General features: G+C 71.4%; 21 protein-coding genes. 14 read left to right on the plus strand and 7 right to left on the minus strand.

From position 1 onward, the window contains the following. Positions 1–2: 2 nt before the first annotated feature. Positions 3–197, minus strand: coding sequence for a DUF1918 domain-containing protein (locus tag ABZ860_RS17270; RefSeq protein WP_030505662.1), 195 nt, complete (start codon positions 195–197; stop codon positions 3–5). A gap of 565 nt (positions 198–762) precedes the next feature. On the opposite strand from ABZ860_RS17270, the gene aceE reads away from it, so the two are divergent. Both aceE and ABZ860_RS17280 read left to right on the plus strand, forming a co-directional pair. Then, complete coding sequence (gene aceE / locus ABZ860_RS17275) at positions 763–3,516, plus strand: pyruvate dehydrogenase (acetyl-transferring), homodimeric type (RefSeq protein WP_357220860.1); 2,754 nt, start codon at positions 763–765, stop codon at positions 3,514–3,516. 203 nt (positions 3,517–3,719) lie between these two features. Then, positions 3,720–5,582 (plus strand): trypsin-like peptidase domain-containing protein, encoded by a 1,863-nt coding sequence (locus ABZ860_RS17280; RefSeq protein WP_357220862.1) that lies wholly within the window; start codon positions 3,720–3,722, stop codon positions 5,580–5,582. 264 nt (positions 5,583–5,846) lie between these two features. Here ABZ860_RS17280 and ABZ860_RS17285 read toward each other — a convergent pair whose 3' ends face one another. The 4 genes from ABZ860_RS17285 to ABZ860_RS17300 form a co-directional block, all read right to left on the minus strand. Beyond that, positions 5,847–6,242, minus strand: coding sequence for a VOC family protein (locus tag ABZ860_RS17285; protein WP_357220863.1), 396 nt, complete (start codon positions 6,240–6,242; stop codon positions 5,847–5,849). A 204-nt stretch (positions 6,243–6,446) separates the two neighbouring features. Continuing rightward, positions 6,447–7,160: a YafY family protein gene (locus tag ABZ860_RS17290; protein ID WP_357220865.1), complete on the minus strand. Its 714-nt coding sequence runs from the start codon at positions 7,158–7,160 to the stop codon at positions 6,447–6,449. A gap of 230 nt (positions 7,161–7,390) precedes the next feature. Then, a complete protein-coding gene (locus ABZ860_RS17295; protein ID WP_357220867.1) occupies positions 7,391–7,849 on the minus strand; it encodes a WYL domain-containing protein in 459 nt (152 codons plus the stop codon). A 69-nt stretch (positions 7,850–7,918) separates the two neighbouring features. Continuing rightward, positions 7,919–8,935: a PHP domain-containing protein gene (locus ABZ860_RS17300; protein ID WP_357220869.1), complete on the minus strand. Its 1,017-nt coding sequence runs from the start codon at positions 8,933–8,935 to the stop codon at positions 7,919–7,921. A gap of 211 nt (positions 8,936–9,146) precedes the next feature. Here ABZ860_RS17300 and ABZ860_RS17305 point away from each other — a divergent pair, with 211 nt between their 5' ends. The 12 genes from ABZ860_RS17305 (at position 9,147) to ABZ860_RS17360 (ending at position 20,942) form a co-directional block, all read left to right on the plus strand. Further along, positions 9,147–9,545, plus strand: coding sequence for a hypothetical protein (locus tag ABZ860_RS17305; protein ID WP_357220871.1), 399 nt, complete (start codon positions 9,147–9,149; stop codon positions 9,543–9,545). A gap of 13 nt (positions 9,546–9,558) precedes the next feature. Next, positions 9,559–10,722, plus strand: a complete 1,164-nt coding sequence (locus ABZ860_RS17310) for a glutathionylspermidine synthase family protein (RefSeq protein WP_357220873.1) — start codon at positions 9,559–9,561, stop codon at positions 10,720–10,722. 15 nt (positions 10,723–10,737) lie between these two features. Then, positions 10,738–11,181, plus strand: a complete 444-nt coding sequence (locus ABZ860_RS17315; protein ID WP_357220875.1) for a DUF350 domain-containing protein — start codon at positions 10,738–10,740, stop codon at positions 11,179–11,181. 138 nt (positions 11,182–11,319) lie between these two features. Beyond that, a complete protein-coding gene (locus tag ABZ860_RS17320) occupies positions 11,320–12,981 on the plus strand; it encodes a DUF2079 domain-containing protein (protein ID WP_357220877.1) in 1,662 nt (553 codons plus the stop codon). Positions 12,982–13,138: 157 nt separating this feature from the next. After that, a complete protein-coding gene (locus ABZ860_RS17325) occupies positions 13,139–14,326 on the plus strand; it encodes a helix-turn-helix domain-containing protein (RefSeq protein ID WP_357221448.1) in 1,188 nt (395 codons plus the stop codon). Positions 14,327–14,441: 115 nt separating this feature from the next. Then, entirely contained in the window at positions 14,442–15,338 is an 897-nt protein-coding gene (locus ABZ860_RS17330; protein ID WP_357220879.1) for an ACP S-malonyltransferase, read from the plus strand. Next, positions 15,335–16,291: a beta-ketoacyl-ACP synthase III gene (locus tag ABZ860_RS17335; RefSeq protein ID WP_357220881.1), complete on the plus strand. Its 957-nt coding sequence runs from the start codon at positions 15,335–15,337 to the stop codon at positions 16,289–16,291. Before ABZ860_RS17330 ends, ABZ860_RS17335 begins: the two co-directional genes overlap by 4 nt. An 80-nt stretch (positions 16,292–16,371) precedes the next feature. Next, positions 16,372–16,611 carry an acyl carrier protein gene (locus ABZ860_RS17340; RefSeq protein WP_357220883.1) on the plus strand — a complete coding sequence of 80 codons (240 nt, stop codon included), beginning with the start codon at positions 16,372–16,374 and terminating at the stop codon, positions 16,609–16,611. Positions 16,612–16,723: 112 nt separating this feature from the next. Continuing rightward, the gene (gene fabF / locus ABZ860_RS17345) at positions 16,724–17,956 is read left to right on the plus strand and encodes a beta-ketoacyl-ACP synthase II (RefSeq protein WP_357220885.1); all 1,233 of its coding nucleotides are present in this window, start codon (positions 16,724–16,726) and stop codon (positions 17,954–17,956) included. A gap of 14 nt (positions 17,957–17,970) precedes the next feature. Then, on the plus strand, positions 17,971–19,392 hold the full coding sequence (locus ABZ860_RS17350) for a carboxyl transferase domain-containing protein (RefSeq protein ID WP_357220887.1): 1,422 nt from the start codon (positions 17,971–17,973) through the stop codon (positions 19,390–19,392). A 129-nt stretch (positions 19,393–19,521) separates the two neighbouring features. Beyond that, positions 19,522–20,019: a hypothetical protein gene (locus ABZ860_RS17355; protein WP_357220889.1), complete on the plus strand. Its 498-nt coding sequence runs from the start codon at positions 19,522–19,524 to the stop codon at positions 20,017–20,019. Next, positions 20,016–20,942, plus strand: coding sequence for an oxidoreductase (locus ABZ860_RS17360; RefSeq protein ID WP_357220890.1), 927 nt, complete (start codon positions 20,016–20,018; stop codon positions 20,940–20,942). Before ABZ860_RS17355 ends, ABZ860_RS17360 begins: the two co-directional genes overlap by 4 nt. A gap of 54 nt (positions 20,943–20,996) precedes the next feature. Here the strand turns inward: ABZ860_RS17360 and ABZ860_RS17365 are convergent, their stop codons facing one another. Together ABZ860_RS17365 and ABZ860_RS17370 are read right to left on the minus strand one after the other, a co-directional pair. Beyond that, on the minus strand, positions 20,997–21,752 hold the full coding sequence (locus ABZ860_RS17365) for a hypothetical protein (RefSeq protein ID WP_357220892.1): 756 nt from the start codon (positions 21,750–21,752) through the stop codon (positions 20,997–20,999). A 133-nt stretch (positions 21,753–21,885) separates the two neighbouring features. Further along, positions 21,886–22,383, minus strand: coding sequence for a DUF3145 domain-containing protein (locus tag ABZ860_RS17370; RefSeq protein ID WP_357220894.1), 498 nt, complete (start codon positions 22,381–22,383; stop codon positions 21,886–21,888). Positions 22,384–22,490: the final 107 nt, after the last annotated feature.

The following is a 22,490-nucleotide window of genomic DNA, read 5'->3' on the forward strand; positions in this document are numbered from 1 at the left end:
TATTACGATTCGCGCTGAGCTGGGAGGACGACAGCGTCCGGACCGGGGAAGACGAGCGCTTCGTGCCCGTCCTCGTACTTCACCAGGAACGGCGGGCCGCCCTCTGGACCGCGGACCTCGACGATCACACCGTGCTTCTCGTGGTCGCCCACGACGGCACCGTGCACCACCAGCCGGTCCCCTACCGTTGCGTGCATCTCGATCCCCCTCTCTCCAGAGCCTGGTACGGCTATCGCCACCTGGAAAGAGGAGAAACCCCCCTCTCCTCAGAGGAAGGGACAACTCATACCAAAACGTTACGTGGCCGGCACGCCGTCTCCCGGCCTCACCCGCGCGGCCCCGCGAGCATGCCGGAGACGTGAAACAGGCGAGGCGGGAGAGCGCCGGAGACGATGACGGGACGGTCAGGACCGCGACCGCGCGGCGACGTCGCCCGGTCTTTCGGGTAGGGCGCGGTCAGGCCGGGTACGGAGGTCCCGACCAGGCACGATATGACGCCGGCGACCTTGTGATGCCCCCGGCCTCGACCGGGAATGGATGGTAAGTAAAAATCGTCCTACCATCGGTGGTCTAGGCCAAGACCTGCCCCGCAGCCAGCGCGGACGGTTCGGTTACCGGGCAGTAGAGATGCACTTTCCGGTGGGACGAGACAGGATGGAAGAAGACCGCAACGCCGCGATCAAGCGCTGACCGCATCGCAGCAGGCAACACAGACGTAACAGATCCGACGAGACAAAGTCCATTCTCGGAAGGCGAGACCCAGTGGCTTCCGGACGCCAGCGTTTTTCGATCATCAGTGACGGCCTACCCAGCCAGTTGCCTGATGTCGATCCGAGCGAGACCAACGAATGGCTCGAATCGCTCGACAACGTCATCAAGACCGAGGGCCGCACCCGGGCCCGCTACCTGATGCTCCGGCTGCTCGAGCGCGCCCGCGAACACCAAGTCGGCGTGCCCGGCCTGCGCAGCACGGACTACATCAACACCATCCCCCCGGAGCGCGAGCCCTGGTTCCCGGGGGACGAGTACGTCGAGCGCCGCATCCGGGCCTACATCCGCTGGAACGCGGCGGTGATGGTGACCCGTGCCAACGCGCGGACCAACGTCGGCGGCCACATCGCCACCTACGCGTCCGCGGCCTCGCTCTACGAGGTGGGCTTCAACCACTTCTTCCGGGGCAAGGACCACGGGGAGTCGGGCGACCAGATCTTCATCCAGGGCCACGCGGCCCCCGGCATCTACGCCCGCGCCTTCCTTGAGGGCCGCCTCGACGCGGCCCAGCTCGACGCGTTCCGCCAGGAGCTGTCCCACGGGATCAAGGGCCTGCCCTCCTACCCGCACCCCCGGCTGATGCCGGACTTCTGGGAGTTCCCCACGGTCTCCATGGGCCTCGGCCCGATCGGCGCGATCTACCAGGCGCGGTTCAACCGCTACCTGCTGAGCCGGAAGATCAAGGACACCAGCCGCAGCCACGTCTGGTGCTTCCTGGGCGACGGCGAGATGGACGAGCCCGAGTCGCTCGGCGCGATCGGCGTCGCGGCCCGCGAGGAGCTCGACAACCTCACCTTCGTCATCAACTGCAACCTGCAGCGGCTCGACGGCCCCGTACGCGGCAACGGCAAGATCATTCAGGAGCTGGAGTCGTACTTCCGCGGCGCGGGCTGGAACGTCATCAAGGTCGTCTGGGGCCGTGACTGGGACCCGCTGCTGGCGGCCGACGTCGACGGCGTGCTGGTCAACCAGATGAACACGACGCCCGACGGGCAGTTCCAGACCTACTCGGTCGAGTCGGGCGCCTACATCCGGGAGAACTTCTTCGGCGGCGACCCGCGCCTGCGCAAGATGGTCGAGCACATGTCGGACGACGACATCCGCAAGCTGTCGCGCGGCGGCCACGACTACCGCAAGGTGTACGCCGCGTTCAAGGCGGCCCGCGAGCACGTCGGCCAGCCGACCGTCATCCTGGCCCAGACGATCAAGGGCTGGACGCTCGGCAAGGACTTCGAGGCGCGCAACGCCACGCACCAGATGAAGAAGATGAGCAAGGCCGAGCTCAAGGAGTTCCGCGACCGGCTCTACCTGCCGATCCCGGACAAGGACCTCGAGGCCGACCTCCCGCCGTACTTCCACCCCGGCGAGGACAACGACGAGATCGCCTACATGAAGGAGCGCCGGGCGGCGCTCGGCGGCTACCTGCCCAAGCGGGTAGTACGTGCCAAGCCGCTCAAGCTTCCCGGCGACCCCGTCTACTCGGGCCTGCGCAAGGGTTCCGGCAAGCAGAACGTCGCCACCACCATGGCGTTCGTCCGCCTGCTCAAGGACCTCATGCGCGACAAGGAGATCGGCGCCAGGTTCGTGCCGATCATCCCGGACGAGGCCCGCACGTTCGGTGTGGACGCGATGTTCCCGACCGCCAAGATCTACTCGCCCCACGGGCAGACGTACGAGGCGGTCGACCGCGAGCTGCTGCTGTCGTACAAGGAGTCGACCGAGGGTCAGATCCTGCACGAGGGCATCAGCGAGGCCGGCTCGATGGGCTCGGTGATCGCGGCGGGCACGTCGTACGCCACCCACGGCGAGCACATGATCCCGGTCTACATCTTCTACTCGATGTTCGGGTTCCAGCGGACCGCCGACCAGATGTGGCAGCTCGGCGACCAGATGGGCCGGGGCTTCCTGCTCGGCGCGACGGCCGGCCGCACCACGCTGAACGGCGAGGGCCTGCAGCACGAGGACGGCCACACCCCGCTGATCGCCTCGACCAACCCCGCCGCCGTCTCGTACGACCCGGCGTGGGCCTTCGAGATCGCGCACATCGTCAAGGACGGCCTGCGGAGGATGTACGGGGAGCACCCCGAGGACGTCTTCTACTACCTGACCGTCTACAACGAGCCCTACCCGCAGCCGGCCGAGCCGGAGAACGTGGACGTGGAGGGCATCCTCAAGGGCCTCTACCTCTACGCCCCGGCGACGGGCGACGGGCCGAAGGCGAACATCCTGGTGTCCGGCGTCGCCGGCCCGTGGGCGCTGGAGGCCCAGCGGATGCTGGCGGAGGACTGGGGCGTGTCGGCGTCGGTCTGGTCGGCCACCTCCTGGAGCGAGCTGCGCAGGGACGCGCTGGCCGTCGAGGAGCACAACCTGCTCAACCCCGACGCCGAGCAGCGCGTGCCGTACGTGACCACCAAGCTGTCGGGTGTGCCGGGGCCGTTCGTGGGCGTCAGCGACTACATGCGCGCCGTCCCGGACCAGATCGCGCAGTGGGTGCCCGGCGACTGGAGCTCGCTCGGCACCGACGGCTTCGGCCTGTCCGACACGCGCTCGGCGCTGCGCCGCCACTTCCACGTGGACGCGGCCTCGATCACGCTGGCGGTGCTGACCCAGCTCGTGCGGCGCGGCGAGGTCAAGGCCGAGACACTGCAGGAGGCCGTCGCCCGTTATCACCTCAAGAACGGGGTGACCGAGGTGTCGGCTCAGCAGACCCCGGAGACCAACGACACCCAGTCGATGGGCGTCTGATCCGCGGATCGTCCGGCGGCCCCCGCTCCGGCGGGGGCCGCCGTCGTTTCCGGGGCCCCCGGCCGTTTCCGGGGCCCCCGGCCGCACCGTTTCCGGGGCCCTCACGCACCTGAGCGGCGCGGAATGGGTCTTGCAGTGCGGTACCGTCCGGTCCCAAGCCACCTCCAAGCAAGAAACAAGACCGTTCCATCACGCTTGCGGCCGTGGATGGAAATCTCAGGAAATACTTCGGCAGACTGACCGGGGGGATGGCCGCGATTGCGGCTCTCGCCCTGCTCGTCGTGGCCGCTCCCGCTTCGGCGGACACCGGGGACGAGGTCCCCGTCGGCACCCGGCTGGCCGCTCGCACCCACCCGGCCGTGCAGCTCACCAGCATCACGTACTCGGGCGAGGTCGTCGTCCCGAGCAGCCAGGCCAAGCAGGCCGCGTGGGACCAGCTGACCAACGAGGCCACCCAGGCCGTGCTCGCCGGCAAGATCCCCTCCGACGAGCGGAGCATCGCCAAGTTCTTCTTCCAGCGCGTGGCGGCCGACGTCGACCGCTACCTCCAGCCCGTCGGCCCGGAGCGCACCGTCAAGGCGCAGGTCGGCGGCATGTGCACGGGCTGGTGGGTGACCCCCGACGGCTACATGGTCACCGGCGCGCACTGCGTCGAGATGAGCAACGAGGAGCTGTCGCAGACCTTCGCGCAGCAGGCGCTGGAGAAGTTCAACAAGCAGGACGCGAAGGAGATGATCAACGCCCTGCGGAACTTCGAGGCCGACAAGGAGATGCTCGAGCTCGTCCAGCAGATCTACGTCACCTTCAACAGCACCCACCTGGAGATCCGCGGCCTGCGCAAGAGCCTGTCGGTCCTGCAGAGCCTGCCCGGCGGCGGCGTCGACAAGACGGCCAAGGAGGTCCCGGCCGAGCTGGTGTCGGTCGGCGAGAGCTACCCGGGCAAGGACTTCGCGCTGCTCAAGGTCAACGGCCAGCAGAACCTGCCGACGGTGCCGCTCGGCGACGACGCCGACGTGCAGACCGGCGACACGCTCTACATCAGCGGTTTCCCCGGCCTGGTGACCAACACCCCGTGGTTCAGCCTCGAGTCCAAGCTCGACCCCGCGCTCACCGAGGGGCCGTACAACGCCAAGCGCACGACGCAGGAAGGCGTGCCCTACATCCAGACGCAGGCGCCCTCCTACCACGGCAACTCCGGCGGTCCCGTCTTCAGCCGTGCGGGCAAGGTCGTGGGCATGCTGATCGCCGGCACCGTGAGCGAGAACGGCGAGGCGTCGGAGAACGAGAGCTTCGTGCTCCCGGTCTCGATCATCAAGGAGAAGCTCAACGAGAAGAACGTCAAGCCCTCCGCGTCCCTGACGACGACGAAGTACAACGAGGCGCTCGACGACTTCTTCCAGCGGCACTACAAGGACGCGCTGCCGAAGTTCCGCGAGGTGCAGGCGCTGTTCCCGAGCCACCCGTACGTCGCGAAGTACATCACCGACTCCCAGCAGGCGATCTCGTCGGGCAGGGACGAGACCCCGCAGCCGGTGTGGCTGTGGATCGCCGTCGGCGCCGGTGTCCTGGTCGTGGTCGGTGGCGGTCTCCTGCTGCTGGTCCTCATGCGCAGGCGCAAGAAGGCCCCCTCCTCCCCGCAGGGCCAGTCGCCCTCGCCCGCGTACGGCGGGCCCTACCCGGGGGTGAACGGCGGTGGCGGCTACCCGGCGCAGGTCGGCGGCGGCTACGACCGGCAGCCGGTGAACGGCCAGGTGCTGCCTCAGGGCTGGCAGCCGCAGAGCCTGCCGGCGGCCAACGGCCACCAGCCCGGACGGAGTGCCGGAGGCTACGAGGCTTCGCGCTCCCGCGACTACGACGCCCAGCGGCAGGGCGGGGGCTACGACCCCCAGCGGCCCGACGGCGCGACGCAGTACGTGCGTCCCGCTCCCTCGCCCTATGGGCAGCAGCGGCCGCAGGCCGCGCCGGGCCAGGGGCCTGCCGGCTCCGACGCCCCGGACGTCGCCGACCTGGAGCGGGAGATCGCCGAACTGCGCCGCCAGTTGCAGCACCGCCCGCCGGAGGCGTGACGAGGCCCCGCCACGGCGCGCGCGGGGTCGCGCCCACGGCCCCGGGTCTCCGCCACCGCACAGCGCATGACGCGCCGCCGCCGGCCGCCCGTATCGGCACCTCGAACGGGCGGCCGGCGGACCCCACCCGGCCGGCGGGGGCGGGGGACGGCCGTCCGAGCGCCCTGACGGCCCGGAGGGGAAGGGCCCGGGGGAAAGGCGCCGCAGGGGAAGCACGGGGAGGTCCCGGCGGGCGGTCGGACGGCCTGGGTGCGCTCCGGCCGGTCAGGAACCGGCCGGGGCGAAGACGCCGAAGAGGTTGCCGGACGTGTCGTGGAGGTAGGCGAAGTCGGGGCCGTTCTCGTTGCCCACGACCTCGCTGAGCACCTTGCCGCCGAGGGCCTCCACCTTGCGGCAGGTCTCGGTCACGTCCCGCACCAGCACCGTGAAGACGGCGTGGCCGGGCATGCCGCCACGGGTGCCGAACACGCCGCCGCGCATCTCGTCGTCACCGTCGTAGCTGATGAGCCGGTAGTCCATGCCCACGGCGGCCGAGCCCTCGTCGGCGCGGAACCGCCAGCCGAACAGGTCGCCGTAGAAGCGCTGGACCGCCTCGGGGTCGTCGCTCGCGATCTCGAACCAGGCGACGGTGTTGACGGCGGGGGTGGCGGGAGTGGTCATCGTCGGTCTCTTTCTCTGTTGCCTTCTGCGCGCGGGCGCTCGCTCTCGTACGCGACGTGGCCGGCCGGGCGGCGTGAGGAGCGGGGAAGGCGCTCGGTGGACCGTGGCCGGTTCGTCGTCGTGTGAATAGAGCCTCCCGCCCGTCGGCGACACCCCCCTGTCGGTGTTTCCAGAAACTCGCGAACATGTTTTCGAATCAACCGGTCAGTCGAGCACCGGGGTGCGCGCGATCATGTCCGGCACGCATGCGTCGAACGCCTCCAGGGGCCGGCCGGGCACCGGATCCTCGGTGAGGACGGCCTCGACGATCCGGTCGAGCCGGAAGACGCGGACGGCGTCGCGCAGCCGGCACCAGGCCACCAGATACCACCACCCGCTCCGCCCGCCCACGAACGCCCCCGGCTCCACCTCCCTTGTCGTCAGCACACCGTGTGCGTCGCCGTAGTGGATGCGTAAGACGACGCCCTTGAGCAGGGCCTCCTCGATGACCCGGCCGATCGACCCGGTGTATCGGGACTCCGGCTCGTCGTCGGTGAGGATCTGCACGCGGGCGGCCAGTTGCCGGGCCCGCTCCCCCTCGGGGCCGGGCATGGCGGCGACGAGCTTGCGCAACGCGCTGCGCGCCTCGTCGGCGAAGGGCTGCTGCTCTGTGCGGCTGAGGGCGATCGCCACCGCCACGGCCTCGGCGGGGGTGAAGTTGAGCGGGGGCAGGGACATGCTCTTGTCCAGCGCGTATCCTCCCCTGCGCCCGACCTCCGCGTAGATCGGCACGCCGGCCTGCTGCAGCGCGGAGATGTCCCGCTCGATGGTCCGCGAGCTGACCTCGAAGCGGAGGGCGAGCTCACGCGCGGACCGGCAGCGCGGGGAGATCGCGCGCAGGTCCTCGACGATCGCGTAGAGCCGGTCGGTACGGTTCACGCCGCAGAGGGTAGGCCACCCCACCGACATTTCTCGCTGACGCGTTCGACTCCATCCCATCGACGCACGTCAGCACGGCATCCGGGCGGCGCCCGCCCGCCGGCTCACGGATTCGCGGGTCGTCACGACTCCGCCGCACCCGCCGCGACCGCCCCCGGTCATGCCGCCCGGGGCTGCGGCCGATCGGATGCCGCGTCCCGGCGCTGCGCACCAGCCGGGGAACGGCCCGGTCAGCCGCCGACGGCCTCGGCGAGCTCGGCCAGGCGGTCGCGCCCCGGCTCGGGGAAGCGCTCGTCCGTGACCTCGGCCCAGGAGATCCGGTCGAGCCGGAAGACGCGCACGTCGTCGCGCAGCCTGCACCAGGCCACCAGATACCAGTGCCCGCCCCGGCCGCCGAGGCAGATGCTCGGCTCGACGTCCCTGACGGTGGGCACGCCCTTGCTGTTGACGTACTCCAGGCGCAGCACGTGCCGCCCGCGCAGCGCCCTGTCGATGGCGCGCTTCACCGAGTCGGGGCCCGCGAGCGCGTACCCGCCCTGGTCGAGCCGGATCGGGACACCGGCCTCCCTGAGCTTCGCGACGTCGCGCACGACGGTGCTCTTGCTGACCCCGAGGCGCGAGGCGAGCTCGCGGGCCGACAGGCATCCGGCGGATTCCAGCTCCTTCACCAGCGCGTCGCGGCGTTTCATGATTCGACGCTACGTCGATCAGTCCGGCGAAACCCGCCTAACACACCTCACTCGGACGCCACAGCACTATCACCCCAAGTCCGCAGCAGTCCCCCAGGGGCGGGTGTTGCGGATGCGCTCGGGCGGTATCCCGCAGAGGGCCGCGCGCTCGCACCCGAACCGCTGCCAGTCGAGCTGGCCGGGCGCGTGGGCGTCGGAGTCGATCGCGAACTCGCAGCCCATCTCGTACGCCAGCCGCATCAAACGCTTGGGCGGGTCGAGCCGGTCGGGCCTGGAGTTGATCTCCACCGCGACCCCGAACCTCCGGCACGCCTCGAAGACGATCTCGGCGTCGAACTGCGACTCCGGCCGCCCTCGCCCGCGTACGACCCGGCCCGTGCAGTGCCCGAGGACGTCCACGTGGGGATCGGCCACCGCCTCGACCATCCGCCGGGTCATGTCCGCGGCGTCCATGCGCAGCAGCGAGTGGACGCTCGCCACGACGACGTCGAGCCGTTCGAGCAGTTCCGGCTCCTGGTCGAGCGAGCCGTCGGTGTTGATGTCCACCTCGATGCCGGTCAGGACGCGAAACGGCGGGCCGCCGTCCCCCGCGTACCGCTCGTTGAGTTCGGCGACCACGTCGAGCTGGCGCCGCAGCCGGTCGGCGGACAGGCCGTGCGCGACGGTCAGCCGGGGCGAGTGGTCGGTCAGCGCGAGGTACTCGTGCCCGAGCGAGCGGGCGGCCTCGGCCATCTCCTCGATGGGCGAGCCGCCGTCCGACCAGTCGGAGTGGCTGTGGAAGTCGCCGCGCAGCGCCGACCGCAGCGCCTGCGCGGCCTCGTCCAGGTCGACGTCCTTGGTGTCCTCCAGCCGCCGCAGGTAGGTCGGCACGGCGCCGTCCAGCGCCTCGGTGACGGCCAGGGCCGTGACCTTGCCGATGCCCCTCATGTCGGTCAGGCCGCCGGAGCGCGCGAGCCGTGCCAGCTCCTCCCTGGGCAGGTCCTCGATCGCGGCGGCGGCGCCGCGGAAGGCGCGCACGCGGTAGGTCGGCTCACCTGCCCGTTCCAGCAGGAAGGCGATGCGCTTCAGCGCCTCGACGGGATCCACATCCGGCACGCTACCCGGCGTACGCGGTCTCAGCCGGGGCGGACGTAACAGACCGATCAGGAACCCCGCAGCAGCCTGTCCCGTTCGTCCATCCAGACGATAATGTGTGCCGATCTCGACAGCAGGAGCCCGATTGGCAGAGCCCGGGGAGAGCCCCCCACCGAAGACGACGCCACCCGGCGGCTCCTCCTTGCCCACCCATCCCATGGCCATGGGCACGCCGCGGCCGCAGACGCCGCCGTCGCCGAGCGGCATCAAGTCCTCCACGGCGATCAAACTCGGCACCCTGGGCGTGCTGTCCGTCCTCGTCGTCGGCTTCTGCGCCGCGCAGGACGACTACGAGGAGGTCGGCGCGGACTGCGTGGACACCTCGACGCTCAACCCGGACGGGTCGTACGTGGTCGTCGACGACGACTACTGCGACGACGACGGTGGCAGCCACTACTACGGCTCGCACGGCGCGTACCGCTGGTACTACGGCGGCACCCGCAGCGGCGGCCGGGTCTACCGCGGCACGACGGTCAGGCCGGCCGACGCCCAGATCACGACCCGGACGGGGCGGGTCGTGCAGCGGGGCGGCTTCGGCTTCCACTCCGGCGGCGGCGGCTGAGCGGGGCCGGCACGTGCGCAGGCTGACCTCGGCGCCCAGGGAGAACTGGGCCGCCCTCATCGAGTCGCAGGGGCTCGCGTTCCACCGCTCCGCCCACCCCGAGGGCCTCACCCGGCCCTACTGGGACGAGAGCGTCCACTACGTCTTCACCATGGACGAGGTCCTGGCCCTGGAGGAGCAGGTCGAGGAGCTGCACCGGATGTGCCTGGCCGCGGCCGATCACATCGTGGCCTCCGACCGGTTCGCCGACCTCGGCATCCCGCCGCACTGCCGTGCGGCCGTCGCGGAGTCGTGGCGCCGGCGCGACCCGCACGTCTTCGGCCGCTTCGACCTGCGCTACGACGGCACAGGACCGGCCAAGCTGCTGGAGTACAACGCCGACACCCCGACGAGCCTGGTCGAGAGCTCCGTCGTGCAGTGGTTCTGGCTGAAGGACGTGTATCCCGGAGACGACCAGTGGAACTCGATCCACGAGCGCCTGGTCGACCGCTGGAAGTCCCTCACCCTCCAGACGGGCCCTGCCCACTTCGCGTGGACCAGCGCCGACGAGACGGGCGAGGAGGCGATGACCATCGGCTACCTCCAGGAGACCGCCGAGCAGGCCGGGCTGGTCACGACCGCGATCGCCATGGAGGACATCGGCTGGGACGCGCTCAACCGCCGGTTCGTCGACATGGAGCACCGGGTCGTCCGCACGCTGTGCAAGCTGTACCCCTGGGAGTGGGTCGTCGCCGAGCCGTTCGCGCCGCACGCGCTCGCGCAGCAGATCTCGATGACGTGGATCGAGCCGCTGTGGAAGATGCTGCTGTCCAACAAGGCCCTGCTGGCGATCCTCTGGGAGCTGTACCCCGGCCACCCGAACCTGCTGCCCGCCTACCTCGACGGGCCCCGCGAGCTGGCCGGCGGCCCCGGCTACGTGCGCAAGCCGCTGCTCGGCCGCGAGGGCGCCTCGATGCGGATCGCCGCACCGGGCGTCGAGGTGGAGACCGAGGGCGACTACGGCAGGGAGGGCTTCGTCTACCAGGAGTTCCTGCCGCTGCCGGACTTCGACGGCTGGCGACCGGTGCTCGGGGCGTGGGTGGTCGACGACGAGTCGGCCGGGCTCGGCATCCGGGAGACCTCCGGCCTCGTCACCGACGACACGTCCTCTTTCGTCCCCCACCGCATCCACGGCTGAAAGCGAAGGCCCCCCGTGAACACCACAACCTCCATCGCCGACGTGCTCGCGCACGGCGCCCTGGCGATCCTCGCGTACGCCATCCTCGGCGTGCTGCTGCTCGTCGCCGGGTTCTACGTCATCGACCTGGCGACGCCCGGGCGGCTCAGCAAGATCATCCGTACCGACCGCAATCCCAACGCCACGGTGCTGGCCTCCTCCAGCGTCGCCGGCGTCGGGCTCGTCGTGGCGGCCTCCATCTGGTCGTCGGGCGGCGCGCTGCGCGAGGGCCTGCTCGCGACGCTCGTGTTCGGCCTGGTGGGCATCGCCGTGCAGACGCTCGGCATGGTGGCCTTCGACAAGGTCGCCGGCATCTCGGTGCGCGAGCTCGTCAGGGAGGCCACGCTGCAGCCCGCCGCCGTCCTCCTCGGCGTGACGCACTTCTTCATCGGCCTCATCACGGCCGTCGCCGTCATCTGACCCGCCACCGCGCGCCGGTGAAAGATTCATGGGCGCCCGCGAGGAGGCCCAGGTGGGAGCGTGGGGCGTCCTGCCGAGGAGTTTCCGGGGATACGCCCGTATAGACCGTTCCCGCCCGGAGGGCCTACTCTCCTCCTCGTGATCACGGGGACCACGACGTCCGGGCAACCGGCGGAGGAGCCGCCCCGGAAAGGCAGCGACCCCGACGACACCCTGGAGGCAGCCGCCGTGGACGGAACGGCCGTCGCGGAGCCCGGAGACACCGCAGGCACCCGGGCGGCCGGCGAGGCGGAGCCCGAAGACACCACCGGCGCCACAGCCGCCGTCGAGCCGCAGGAGCGGCCGGTCGGCGAGGCGGAGCCCGGAGACACCGCCGGCGCCACGGCCGCGCGGTTCCTGAGGTCCAACCGCCACCTGATCGCGCTGGCCGTGCTCTGCGCGCTGTCGTCGGCCCTGAACTGGACCCTCTCGCTGCTCAGGTTCGCCCACTTCCAGGTGGCCACCTACGACCTGGTCATCTTCGACCAGGCGGTGCGCGGATACTCGCACTTCTCGGCGCCCACGGTGCCGCTGCGCGGGGTCACCGGCGGTTTCGGCATGGACTACATCCAGCTCGCCGACCACTTCTCGCCGATCCTGGCGGTGCTGGCGCCCCTCTACTGGCTGCACGACGGGCCCGAGACGCTGCTCGTGGCGCAGGCCGTGCTGTTCGCCCTGGCCATCCCGTTCGTGTGGATGTTCACCCGGCGCGTGCTGGGCACGCCGCACGCCTACCTCGTCTCCGTCGCGTACGCCATCTCCTGGCCGATCGCGCAGGCGACGGCGGTGGAGTTCCACGAGGTGGCCTTCGTGCCGCTGCTGAGCGCGATCGCCGTCGAGCGGCTGCACGCGGGGCGGCGCCTGCCCGGGCTGCTCGCGGTGCTCGGCCTGCTGCTCACCAAGGAGGACCTGGGCCTCATGGTGGCGGGCCTCGGCGTCTGGCTGTTCTTCACCGGGCAGCGCAGGCTCGGCGCCGGGCTGGTCTTCACGGGGGTGGCCGTTTTCGAGGTGGTGCGCAAGTTCGTGATCCCCCTGGCGGGAGGCAACCCGGCGTACTACACGCGCTACTCGAAGCTCGGCGAGGACCTGCCGCAGATGGTGTGGAGCGCCGTCACGCGTCCGCACGAGTTCGTGGCCATGCTCTTCGACGACCACTCGAAGTGGGACACCTGGGGCCTGCTGCTGTGGCCGGCGCTGTTCCTCTGCCTGCTGTCCCCGCTGGTCCTGGCGGCGCTGCCGCTGATCCTGGAGCGGCTGCTGGCCGACTCGGACAACTGGTGGTCGACCGGCTGGCACTACGACGCGTTCGTGGTGGTGATCCTGCTGATGGCCGGGGTGGACGGCGCGGCCCGGCTCATCCGGTGGCTGGAGCGGCGCGGGGTGCCGCGCCCCGGGCACGGGCTGCGGCTGGCCTACGCCGCCGCGGTCTTCGCGGTCGCGGTCACCACGGTCCCCTACCGGCCGTTCGACAACCTCATGAGCCCCGACTTCTACCACCCCGATCCGCGTACGGCGGCCAGGGAGCAGGCCATGAGCATGGTCCCCGACGGCGTGGTGGTGGAGGCGACCGACGACTTCGGCGCGCGGCTGTCCGGCCGGAGGACCGTGCTGTGGTGGGACTACCAGAAGCGCGGCACGCCCTGGATCGTGGCCTCGGTCAACAACGACCTGCGCGGCGTGGTGAACAGCTACCTGACCGAGGGCTACGAGCTGCGCCTCGACCGGGACGACATCGTGGTCCTGCACCGCATCGGCGCCTGAGGCCGCGGGCCGCCGTTCCGACCTGCGGCGACGCGCTCCACACCCCCGTACGGCACGATCACCGGGATGACCTGGCACGCTAGAGGGCGTGAGCGAGCGGGGCGCGTGGAACGGCGGACAGGTGCGGGCGGACGGGCAGGGCGACGACGTCGGCCGGATGGCCGGAGACGGTGTGCCGGCGAGCGACAGGATCCGGGAGGACGACAGGATCCGGGAGGACACGGCGCGGCGGCTCGACCGGGCCATGGGCAGCCTCGGGACGGCCGCGATGGCCCGCATGGAGGAGCGGCTGGCCTGGTATCGCGCGCTGTCGGCGGAGGACAGGTCGTGGGTCGGGCTGGTGGCCCAGGCCGGCATCGCGGCGTTCGTGGAGTGGTTCGGCCACGCGGGCGAGGGGCGGCCGACGCCCAGCATCGAGTTCTTCGGCACCGCGCCGCGCGAGCTCAAGCGCAGCGTGTCGCTCCAGCAGACGGTCGACCTCGTCCGCATCGTCGTCGAGGTCGTCGAGGCCCAGGTCGAGGAGCTGGCCGCGCCCGGCGGAGCGGAGCTGCTGCGGCACGCGATGCTGCGCTACACGCGCGACGTCGCCTTCGCCGCCGCCCAGGTGTACGCCAGGGAGGCCGAGGCGCGCGGCTCGTGGGACGCCCGGCTGGAGGCCCTGATCGTGGACGCGCTGGTGCGCGGCCAGGTCGACGACGGGCTGCACTCCTGGGCCGCCGCGCTCGGCTGGACCTCCGCGCCGGTCGTCGTCTTCGCGGGGTACGCCCCCGACGAGGACCCGCAGAGCGTGATCGACGGGCTGCGCGACAAGGGGCGGCGCCTCGGCCACGAACTGCTCGCCGGGGTGCAGGGCGACCGGCTCATCGTCATCGTGGGCGGCGCCGACGGCGTCAAGGACGCGGCGCGCGGCGTGGTGGCGCGCTTCGGCCCCGGGCCCGTCGTGATCGGTCCGGAGGTGCCCGACCTGCACGCGGCGGCCAGGTCGGCCCGCGCCGCCATCGCGGGCCTGCGCGCCGCCGCCGGCTGGCCCGACGCCCCGCGCCCCGTCCTCGCCGAGGACCTGCTGGCCGAGCGCGCGCTGGACGGCGACGAGGACGCCAGGGCCCAGCTGGTGGAGAACGTCTACAAGCCGCTCGCGGGGACCCCGCTGCTCGACACGCTCGCGACCTACCTGGAGCAGGGGACCTCACTCGAGGCGACGGCCCGGCTGCTGTTCGTCCATCCCAACACCGTGCGGTACCGTCTACGTAAGATCACGGAACTGACCGGGTACCAGCCCACGGAGGGGCGGTCCGCATTCACCCTCCAAGTGGGACTCATACTCGGGCGCCTGTCCGTAACCTGAGCCGGGCCTTAATCTCCTCGACACCGAAACTGTAGGGACCCCACAACGCGACGGCCACAAAGTTCGTTCGGATCTCCATCAGTGTGGTGAACCTCTACAGGGCAGGGTTGAGTACGTGCTCGTCATCGTCGCTCCGGGCCAAGGCGCCCAAACCCCAGGATTCCTCAGTCCGTGGCTCGAGATACCCGAGTTCCGCGAGCGGATCTCCGCGTGGTCGGAGATCGTGGATCTCGATCTCGTGACGTACGGGACGACCGCCGGCGCCGACGAGATCCGCGACACCGCCGTGGCCCAGCCCCTGCTCGTGGCGGCCGCCCTGGCGTCGTTCGAGACGCTCGGCGTCCGGCCGGACATGGTCGCGGGCCACAGTGTGGGCGAGCTGGCCGCCGCCGCGATCGCCGGGGTGCTGTCCCCCGAGCAGGCCCTCGCCCTGGTGCGCGAGCGCGGCCGGGCGATGGCCAAGGCGGCCGCGATCACCGAGACCGGCATGAGCGCGGTGCTCGGCGGCACCGAGGACGACGTCCTCGCCGCGATCTCCAAGCACGGGCTGACCCCCGCCAACATGAACGGCGCGGGCCAGATCGTCGCGGGCGGCACGCGGGCGCAGCTGGAGGCCTTCGCGGCCGAGCCGCCGGAGAAGGCGCGGGTGCGCCCCCTGGCGGTCGCCGGAGCCTTCCACACCGTCCACATGGCCCCCGCCGTCGACCACCTGCGGGCCGAGGCCGCGGCCCTCACCCCCGCGGACCCGTCGGTCACGCTGCTGTCCAACTCCGACGGCGCGGCCGTCTCCGGAGGAGGCGAGTTCCTCGACCGGCTGGTGAACCAGGTGGCCAACCCGGTCCGGTGGGACGCCTGCATGGCGACGATGGCCGAGCGCGGCGTCACCACCATGATCGAGCTGCTGCCCGGCGGCACGCTGACGGGCCTGGCCCGGCGGGCCCTGCCCGGCGTGAAAACCGTGGCGCTCAAGACCCCTGACGACCTGGACACCGCCCGGGAGGTGCTGCAGTGAGGCTCGGCCAAGGCGCCCCCGCGGCGAGGATCCTCGCGTTCGGCGGCTATCAGCCCGCCCAGATCGTGACCAACGACGACCTCGCCGCCCGGCTCGACACCAACGACGAGTGGATCCAGAGCCGCGTCGGCATCAAGGAACGCCGCGTGGCGGGCCCGCAGGAGTCGGAGATCGACCTCGCGGTGCAGGCGGGCGGCAAGGCCCTGGCGGCCAGCGGCCTGTCCAGCGACGACATCGACCTGGTGATCGTGGCGACCTGCACGATCGAGGCCCCCATTCCCAACGCCGCCGGCCGCGTCGCCCACCGGCTCGGCATCACCGCCCCCGGCGCCTACGACCTCAACGCCGCCTGCGCCGGGTTCTGCTACGCGCTGGCCGCCGCGTCCGACGCGGTGCGGTCGGGCTCGGCGACCAACGTGCTGGTCGTCGGCAGCGAGAAGCTGAGCCAGTGGGTCGACAGCGAAGACCGATCGACCGTCGTGATCTTCGCCGACGGCGCGGGCGCCGCGGTCGTGGGCCCCTCCGACCGGCCGGGCATCGGCCCGGTGGCCTGGGGCAGCGCCGGCGACAAGGCCGAGGCGATCCAGATCAAGGACCGCCGGTCCTTCCTCCACCAGGAAGGCCAGACGGTGTTCCGCTGGGCCACCACCGCGCTTCACCCGGTGGCCAAGCTCGCCTGCGAGCGTGCGGGCGTGGACCCCGCCGACCTGGCCGCGTTCGTCCCCCACCAGGCCAACCTGCGGATCGTCGAGGCCATCGCGCGCAAGCTGGGCGCCGACAACGCCGTCGTCGCCAGGGACATCGTGCTCGCCGGCAACACCTCCGCCGCGTCGATCCCGCTCGCGCTCTCGCGCATGATCGAGCGCGGCGAGGTCCAGTCGGGCGGCCTGGCCCTGCTGCTGGGCTTCGGCGCCGGCCTCACCTACGCCTCCCAGGTGATCGAGATCCCCTGAGGAACTTGTACGGCCTGCCGTACAGAGCTGGGGCAACCCAGGAAACCCGGAAGACAGTAAATCCAAGGAGTAGTCGCGACATGGCACTGACCGAGCAGGAGATCCTCGCGGGCCTCGGCAAGATCATCAACGAGATCACCGGCATTTCGGCCGACGAGGTCACCCCGGAGAAGAGCTTCGTGGACGACCTGGACATCGACTCGCTCTCCATGGTCGAGATCGCCGTCGCGGCCCAGGACGAGTTCGGCGTCGAGATCCCCGACGACCAGCTCAAGAACCTGAAGACCGTCAAGGACGTCATCAACTTCATCCAGGCCTAGGGACCCCTAGGTCGCACGACGGCCGCACGGACGTGCCCGCCTCGCCTCCGGCGAGGCGACAGGGCGCGTCCGGCCCCCTTTAACGCCCCGATATCAAGAGGAGTGCAGAAAAGTGAGTAAGGACCGGGTACGTGTCGTAGTCACCGGGCTCGGCGCGACGACGCCCCTCGGTGGAGACGTCGCATCGACCTGGTCGGCGCTCCTCGAGGGGCGGTCGGGCATCCGCCCGCTCACCGAGGACTGGGTCGACTCCGTGCCGGTGAAGTTCGCCGGCATGGCGGCCGTCGATCCGGCCGAGGTCCTGCCGCGGCCGGAGGCCCGCAGGCTCGACCGCAGTGAGCAGTTCGCGCTGATCGCCGCTCGCCAGGCGTGGCAGGACGCGGGGGCCCCCGAGGTTCCCGCCGAGCGGCTCGGCGTCTGCGTGTCCAGCGGCATCGGCGGCATCGGCACCACGCTGTCGGCCTACGACACCTTCAAGGAGAAGGGCTGGCAGCGGCTGTCGCCGTTCACCGTCCCGATGCTCATGCCGAACGGCCCGGCGGCATGGGTGGGCCTGGAGCTCGGCGCCATGGCCGGGGTCCACGCCACCGTCTCCGCCTGCGCCTCCGGCGCCGAGGCCATCGGCTACGCGATGGAGATGATCCGGAGCGGCCGGGCGGACGTCGTGGTCGCCGGCGGCACCGAGGCGGCGATCCATCCGCTGAACATGGCGGCCTTCGCGGCGGCCCGGGCCATGTCCACGAGGAACGACGAGCCCGAGCGGGCCTCCCGCCCCTGGGACCGGGGCCGTGACGGCTTCGTCCTCGGCGAGGGCGCCGGCCTGGTCGTGCTCGAGTCGTACGAGCACGCGGTGGCCCGCGGCGCCCGGATCTACGCCGAGGCGGCGGGTCTGGGCATGTCCGCCGACTCGCACCACATCACCCAGCCCGAGCCCGAGGGCCGCGGCGTCATGATGGCGATGACCCAGGCCATCACCGACGCGGGCCTGACCGGCCGGGACATCCTCCACGTCAACGCGCACGCCACCTCCACCCCCGCGGGCGACGTCATCGAGGCGCAGGCCATCCAGAAGTCGATCGGGTCGCACCCCCTCGTCACGTCGACCAAGTCGATGACCGGGCACCTGCTCGGCGGCGCCGGCGGCATCGAGTCCGTGTTCACGATCAAGGCGCTGGCCGAGCGACTGGTGCCGCCGACGATCAACCTGGACGACCTCGACGAGGGCGTCGAGGTGGACATCGTGCGTGCCAAGCCGCGCGACCTTCCCGAGGGGCAGATCGCCGCGGTGAACAACTCCTTCGGATTCGGCGGACACAACGTCGCCGTGGCCTTCACGACGGTTTGACAAGGGAGTCTCGAATGACAGTGCTGGACAGCAGAACGGTGGCCGACGCCGCCGAAGCGGCCGCCGTCGACCCCCGTGACCCCCTGGTGCGCCTCGGCCAACTGCTGGACGAGGGCTCCATCCGGCCGATCACCCCCGAGGACAAGAGCGGCGTGCGGGCGGTCGCCGGGCGCATCGAGGGTGTGCCGGTCGTGGCGTTCTGCAGCGACGCCCGGGTCCAGGGCGGCGCGATGGGCTCGGAGGGCTGCGAGCACATCGTCCACGCCTACGACGTCGCCGTGCGCGAGCGGGTGCCCGTCATCGGCCTGTGGCACTGCGGCGGCGCCCGCCTGGCCGAGGGCGTGGAGTCGCTGCACGCGGTGGGCCGCGTGTTCGCCGCCATGACCAAGGCGTCGGGCCTGGTCCCCCAGATCTCCGTCGTCGTCGGCCCGGCGGCCGGCGGCGCCGCGTACGGCCCGGCCCTGACCGACATCGTGATCCTGGCCGACCAGGGCCGCATCTTCGTCACCGGCCCCGACGTCGTCCGCAGCGTCACCGGCGAGCAGATCGACATGGCCGCCCTCGGCGGCCCCGAGCCGCACAGCAAGCGCAGCGGCGTCGTCCACGTCGTCACCAAGGACGAGCCCGAGGCGATGCTGCGGGCCCGTCAGCTCGCCTGCCTGCTCGGCCACCAGGGCCGGGTGCGCGATGAGGTGGACGAGGTCGACTTCAGCGACGTGCTCCCCGACAACCCCCGCCGCGCCTACGACGTGCATCCGCTGGTGAACGGGCTGCTCGACGAGCCCGGCGTGGAGCTGCACCCCAAGTGGGCGCCGAACATCGTCACCACCCTGGGCCGGCTCGGCGGCCGCACGGTCGGCGTCATCGCCAACAATCCCATGCGGCTCGGTGGCTGCCTCGACTCCGCCTCCGCCGAGAAGGCCGCCCGGTTCGTCCGCATGTGCGATGCCTTCGGAGTGCCGCTGGTGGTGCTCGTGGACGTGCCGGGCTACCTCCCGGGTGTCGGCCAGGAGCACGACGGGGTCGTCCGGCGCGGCGCGAAGCTGCTGCACGCGTTCGCCGAGGCGTCCGTGCCCCGCGTCACGCTGATCACCCGTAAGGCGTACGGCGGGGCGTACATCGCGATGAACTCCCGCTCGCTCGGCGCGACCCGGGTGTTCGCCTGGCCGGGCATCGAGGTGGCGGTCATGGGCGCCGTCGCCGCGGTGCGCATCCTCAAGCGGCGCGAGCTGGCCGCCGCCCCGGAGGAGGAGCGCTCCGCGCTCGAGGCCCGGCTGGCCGAGGAGCACGAGAAGACGGCGGGCGGCCTTGAGCGCGCCCTCGACCTCGGCGTGATCGACGAGGTGATCGAGCCGGCCAAGACGCGCGGCACCATCGCCCGGGTGCTCGCCCAGGCCACGCCGGCCCGGGGCGCCCACGGCAACATCCCGCTCTGACGACGCGCTGACAGCGCCGGTCCCCACCCCGGGGACCGGCGCTTTCGCGTTCTCCGAGAGCGGACGTCAACTACTTGACGCTCAACGACAAGTACTTGATGCTTGTCGTCAAGTAGAAGGGAGGCGGGCATGGACGAGCGCCGCGAACTGGCCGAGGACCTGTGCCGGGTCGTCGGCGGCAGGGTGCTCGGGGCGCTGGAGATCCTCTTCGAGCCGGACGAGCTGTCCGGCGAGGACACGCGACTGCGCGAGCTTCTCGTGGTGAAGAGCCGGGCCTGGGCCGACGTGCTGTGCGGCGAGGATGACCGGGCGGCCGCCTTCCTCGCGATCCGGCTGGTGAGCGCGCTGTATCCGGGCGACGCGCCGTTCGACCCGCCCGCCGCGTGGTGGGGCACGCCACTGGGCCGGGCGGTCGCCCGGCGCGCGGGGCACCCCGCCGCGACCGCGGTGCCGGTCTCGGTCGCCGCGGCGATGCTCGGCATCACCCGTCAGGGCGTGCACGACCTGGTGCGCCGGCACAAGCTCGACCGCGATCCCGAGGGTGCGATCACCACGGCGTCGATCCAGGCCCGCCTCTCCCGGAGCCGCGGCGACCAGGCCGCGGCCGGCGTGAGGAGGCGTGAATGACCGTGTTCACCGGTTCCACCGGCGACGTCCTGCGGCTCGCGGACGGCCTGGCCGTCCGGCGGCTGGGGTACGGCGCGATGCAACTGCCGGGTCCGGGCGTGTGGGGCCCGCCGCGGGACCACCCCACCGCACTCGCCGTGCTGCGCCGGGCCGTGGAACTCGGCGTCACCCACATCGACACCAGCGACTTCTACGGCCCGCACGTCGCCAACGACCTGATCAGACAGGCCCTGCACCCCTATCCGGACGACCTGGTCATCGCCACCAAGGTCGGCGTGGTCCGCGACGAGTGGCGCGGGTTCGAGGCCGCGGCGGAGCCTGAGCGGCTGCGCGAGCAGGTCGAGGAGAACCTGGTCCGGCTCGGCCGGGCCCGGCTCGACCTCGTCTACCTGCGCGTGGGCGGAGACGGACTGCTGTTTCCCGGCGAGGTGCCCTTCGCCGAGTCCTTCGGGGCGCTGGCCGAGCTCCGCGAACGCGGGCTGATCCGGGCGCTCGGACTCAGCGGCGTGACGACAGGGCAACTGGCCGAGGCGCGCGCGATCGCGCCCGTGGCCGCGGTGCAGAACCGGCTCCACCTGTTCGACCGGTCGGGCGCGGACGTCCTGGCCGCGTGCGAGGAGGCGGGCATCGCGTTCACCGCCTACTTCCCGCTCGCCGCCGGCATGCTCCGGCCCGGGCTGGACCTGTCGCAGGCCCCGCCCGGCATGGCCCCCTCCCCCGAGCAGTTCGCCGCACTCGACGATGTCGCCGGCCGATACGGCGCGACCCGCGCCCAGGTGGCGCTCGCCTGGCTGCTCGGCCGTTCCCCGGTCACCCTGGCCATTCCCGGCACCTCCTCGCCCGCCCACCTGGAGGAGAACATGGCCGCGGCCCGGCTGCGCCTGTCCTCCGAGGACATCGCCCTGCTGGACGGGCTCGCCTGAGCCGCCACCCGCCCGGCCTTTCCGGGGGAGGGGGCCGGGCGGGCGCGGGCGAGGTCAGGACGTGAGCTGGGGAAGCTCCAGGTAGGACTTGCCGCGGACGAACCACTGGAAGTCGGCCGCGTTCCTGCCGCTCGGCGAGGGCAGCCCGGCCCGCAGGTTCACGGCCGTGTTGACCAGGCCCCAGTTGAGGCCGCAGCCCGACGCCTTCGGCACGGCGAACGTCGTGTCCTTGGCCGCGACCTTGAAGACCGGCGTCCCGTCGATCGACGTCAGGTCCAGCGAGGTGACCTCGGGGTTCAGCACGATCGGAGCGGCGTCGCTCCCGATGTAGCACTTCTTGCCGAGCAGCGAGTGGATCATCCGGATCTTGATGCCGACGCCTCCCGGGAAGATCGGGCCGGCCTCGACCTTGCCGGTGCCCTGGGTCTCCACGTACACGTCGGTGAGCTTGGGCACCTCGAACGGCTTGCCGATGAGGCCGCCGGGCACCTTCATCCGGCCGCCGACGACGCTGCCGTACGCCGCCGCCGTGCTGCCGTCGGCGAGCTTGCCCTGGGCCACGGTGATCCGCAGCGGCTCGCTGATGTCCTGGGTGATCGAGCCGAGCTTGATCGAGCCGCCCACGGTGATGATGAAGATGCAGCTCCAGGTGTCGGGTGTGGCGCCGGCCGGAAGCCGTGGGCAGTCGGCCCAGTCGGCGTCGCTCGGGTGGTAGTCGTAGGCGGCGGCCGCCTGGGCGGGCGCCGCCGAGCCGGCCAGCAGCGCCGCCGCCGCCACGCCGATCGCCAGGCGCCGGGCAAGAACGCTCATGGACTCCTCCTTGGGTCCGCGTCGGGGGGTGCGGACGTGGATGAGTCCCGGTATATCTGCGAAAAAGACGACTTTCTATGTCGCTTTCACAAGGTGCAAGGGCGGATTGTTATCACGATCCGCGTAAAAGGCGTCAGACGGCCGCGTGCAGCCAGCGCACCGGCGCGCCCTCTCCCGCGTACCGGAACGACTCCAGCTCCTCGTCCCACTGCTTGCCGAGCAGGCGGTCGAGCTCCTCCTCCAGGACGACCCGGCCCTGGGCGGCCATCAGCATCACGTTGCGTAGCCGGTCCTCGGGGACCAGGATGTCCCCGTTCGCGCCGACGACCGCCGTGAAGGCGCCCAGCGTCGGCGTGTAGGCGTGCCGGGAGCCGTCGACGCCCGGCGAGGCGTCCTCGGTTATCTCGAAGCGGATGCGCTGCCAGCCCATGAGTGAGGACGTGATCGCCGCCGCCGTGCCGGGACGCCCTTCCCACTCGGCCTGGGCCCGCAGGGTCCCGGGCGCGGCGGGCTGGGCGGTCCACGTCAGGTCGACGGGCACGCCAAGAACGCCTGCGACGGCCCACTCGATATGCGGGCACAGCGCAGGCTGGGCCGAGTGGACGTACAGGACGCCACGAGCAGCAGCCACCGGACCTCCCAATTCGCATGAGGTGCGCCTTCCCCAACGGCCTCATACTTGGAATGATCACGGTTGGATGACTGTAGGAGAGACTACCGTCCGTCGCAGCTCGGCAC

Origin of the sequence: Microbispora sp. NPDC046973 (genome assembly GCF_040644495.1) — a bacterium.
Lineage (GTDB): Bacteria > Actinomycetota > Actinomycetes > Streptosporangiales > Streptosporangiaceae > Microbispora.

Excerpts from the sequence above, each read along its gene's own strand:
- ABZ860_RS17270 (WP_030505662.1), bottom strand. The coding sequence starts at position 197 with ATGCACGCAACGGTAGGGGACCGGCTGGTGGTGCACGGTGCCGTCGTG.
- ABZ860_RS17285 (WP_357220863.1), bottom strand. The coding sequence starts at position 6,242 with ATGACCACTCCCGCCACCCCCGCCGTCAACACCGTCGCCTGGTTCGAG.
- ABZ860_RS17295 (WP_357220867.1), bottom strand. The coding sequence starts at position 7,849 with ATGAAACGCCGCGACGCGCTGGTGAAGGAGCTGGAATCCGCCGGATGC.
- ABZ860_RS17305 (WP_357220871.1), top strand. The coding sequence starts at position 9,147 with ATGGGCACGCCGCGGCCGCAGACGCCGCCGTCGCCGAGCGGCATCAAG.
- ABZ860_RS17325 (WP_357221448.1), top strand. The coding sequence starts at position 13,139 with ATGGCCGGAGACGGTGTGCCGGCGAGCGACAGGATCCGGGAGGACGAC.
- ABZ860_RS17340 (WP_357220883.1), top strand. The coding sequence starts at position 16,372 with ATGGCACTGACCGAGCAGGAGATCCTCGCGGGCCTCGGCAAGATCATC.
- ABZ860_RS17350 (WP_357220887.1), top strand. The coding sequence starts at position 17,971 with ATGACAGTGCTGGACAGCAGAACGGTGGCCGACGCCGCCGAAGCGGCC.
- ABZ860_RS17355 (WP_357220889.1), top strand. The coding sequence starts at position 19,522 with ATGGACGAGCGCCGCGAACTGGCCGAGGACCTGTGCCGGGTCGTCGGC.
- ABZ860_RS17360 (WP_357220890.1), top strand. The coding sequence starts at position 20,016 with ATGACCGTGTTCACCGGTTCCACCGGCGACGTCCTGCGGCTCGCGGAC.
- ABZ860_RS17365 (WP_357220892.1), bottom strand. The coding sequence starts at position 21,752 with ATGAGCGTTCTTGCCCGGCGCCTGGCGATCGGCGTGGCGGCGGCGGCG.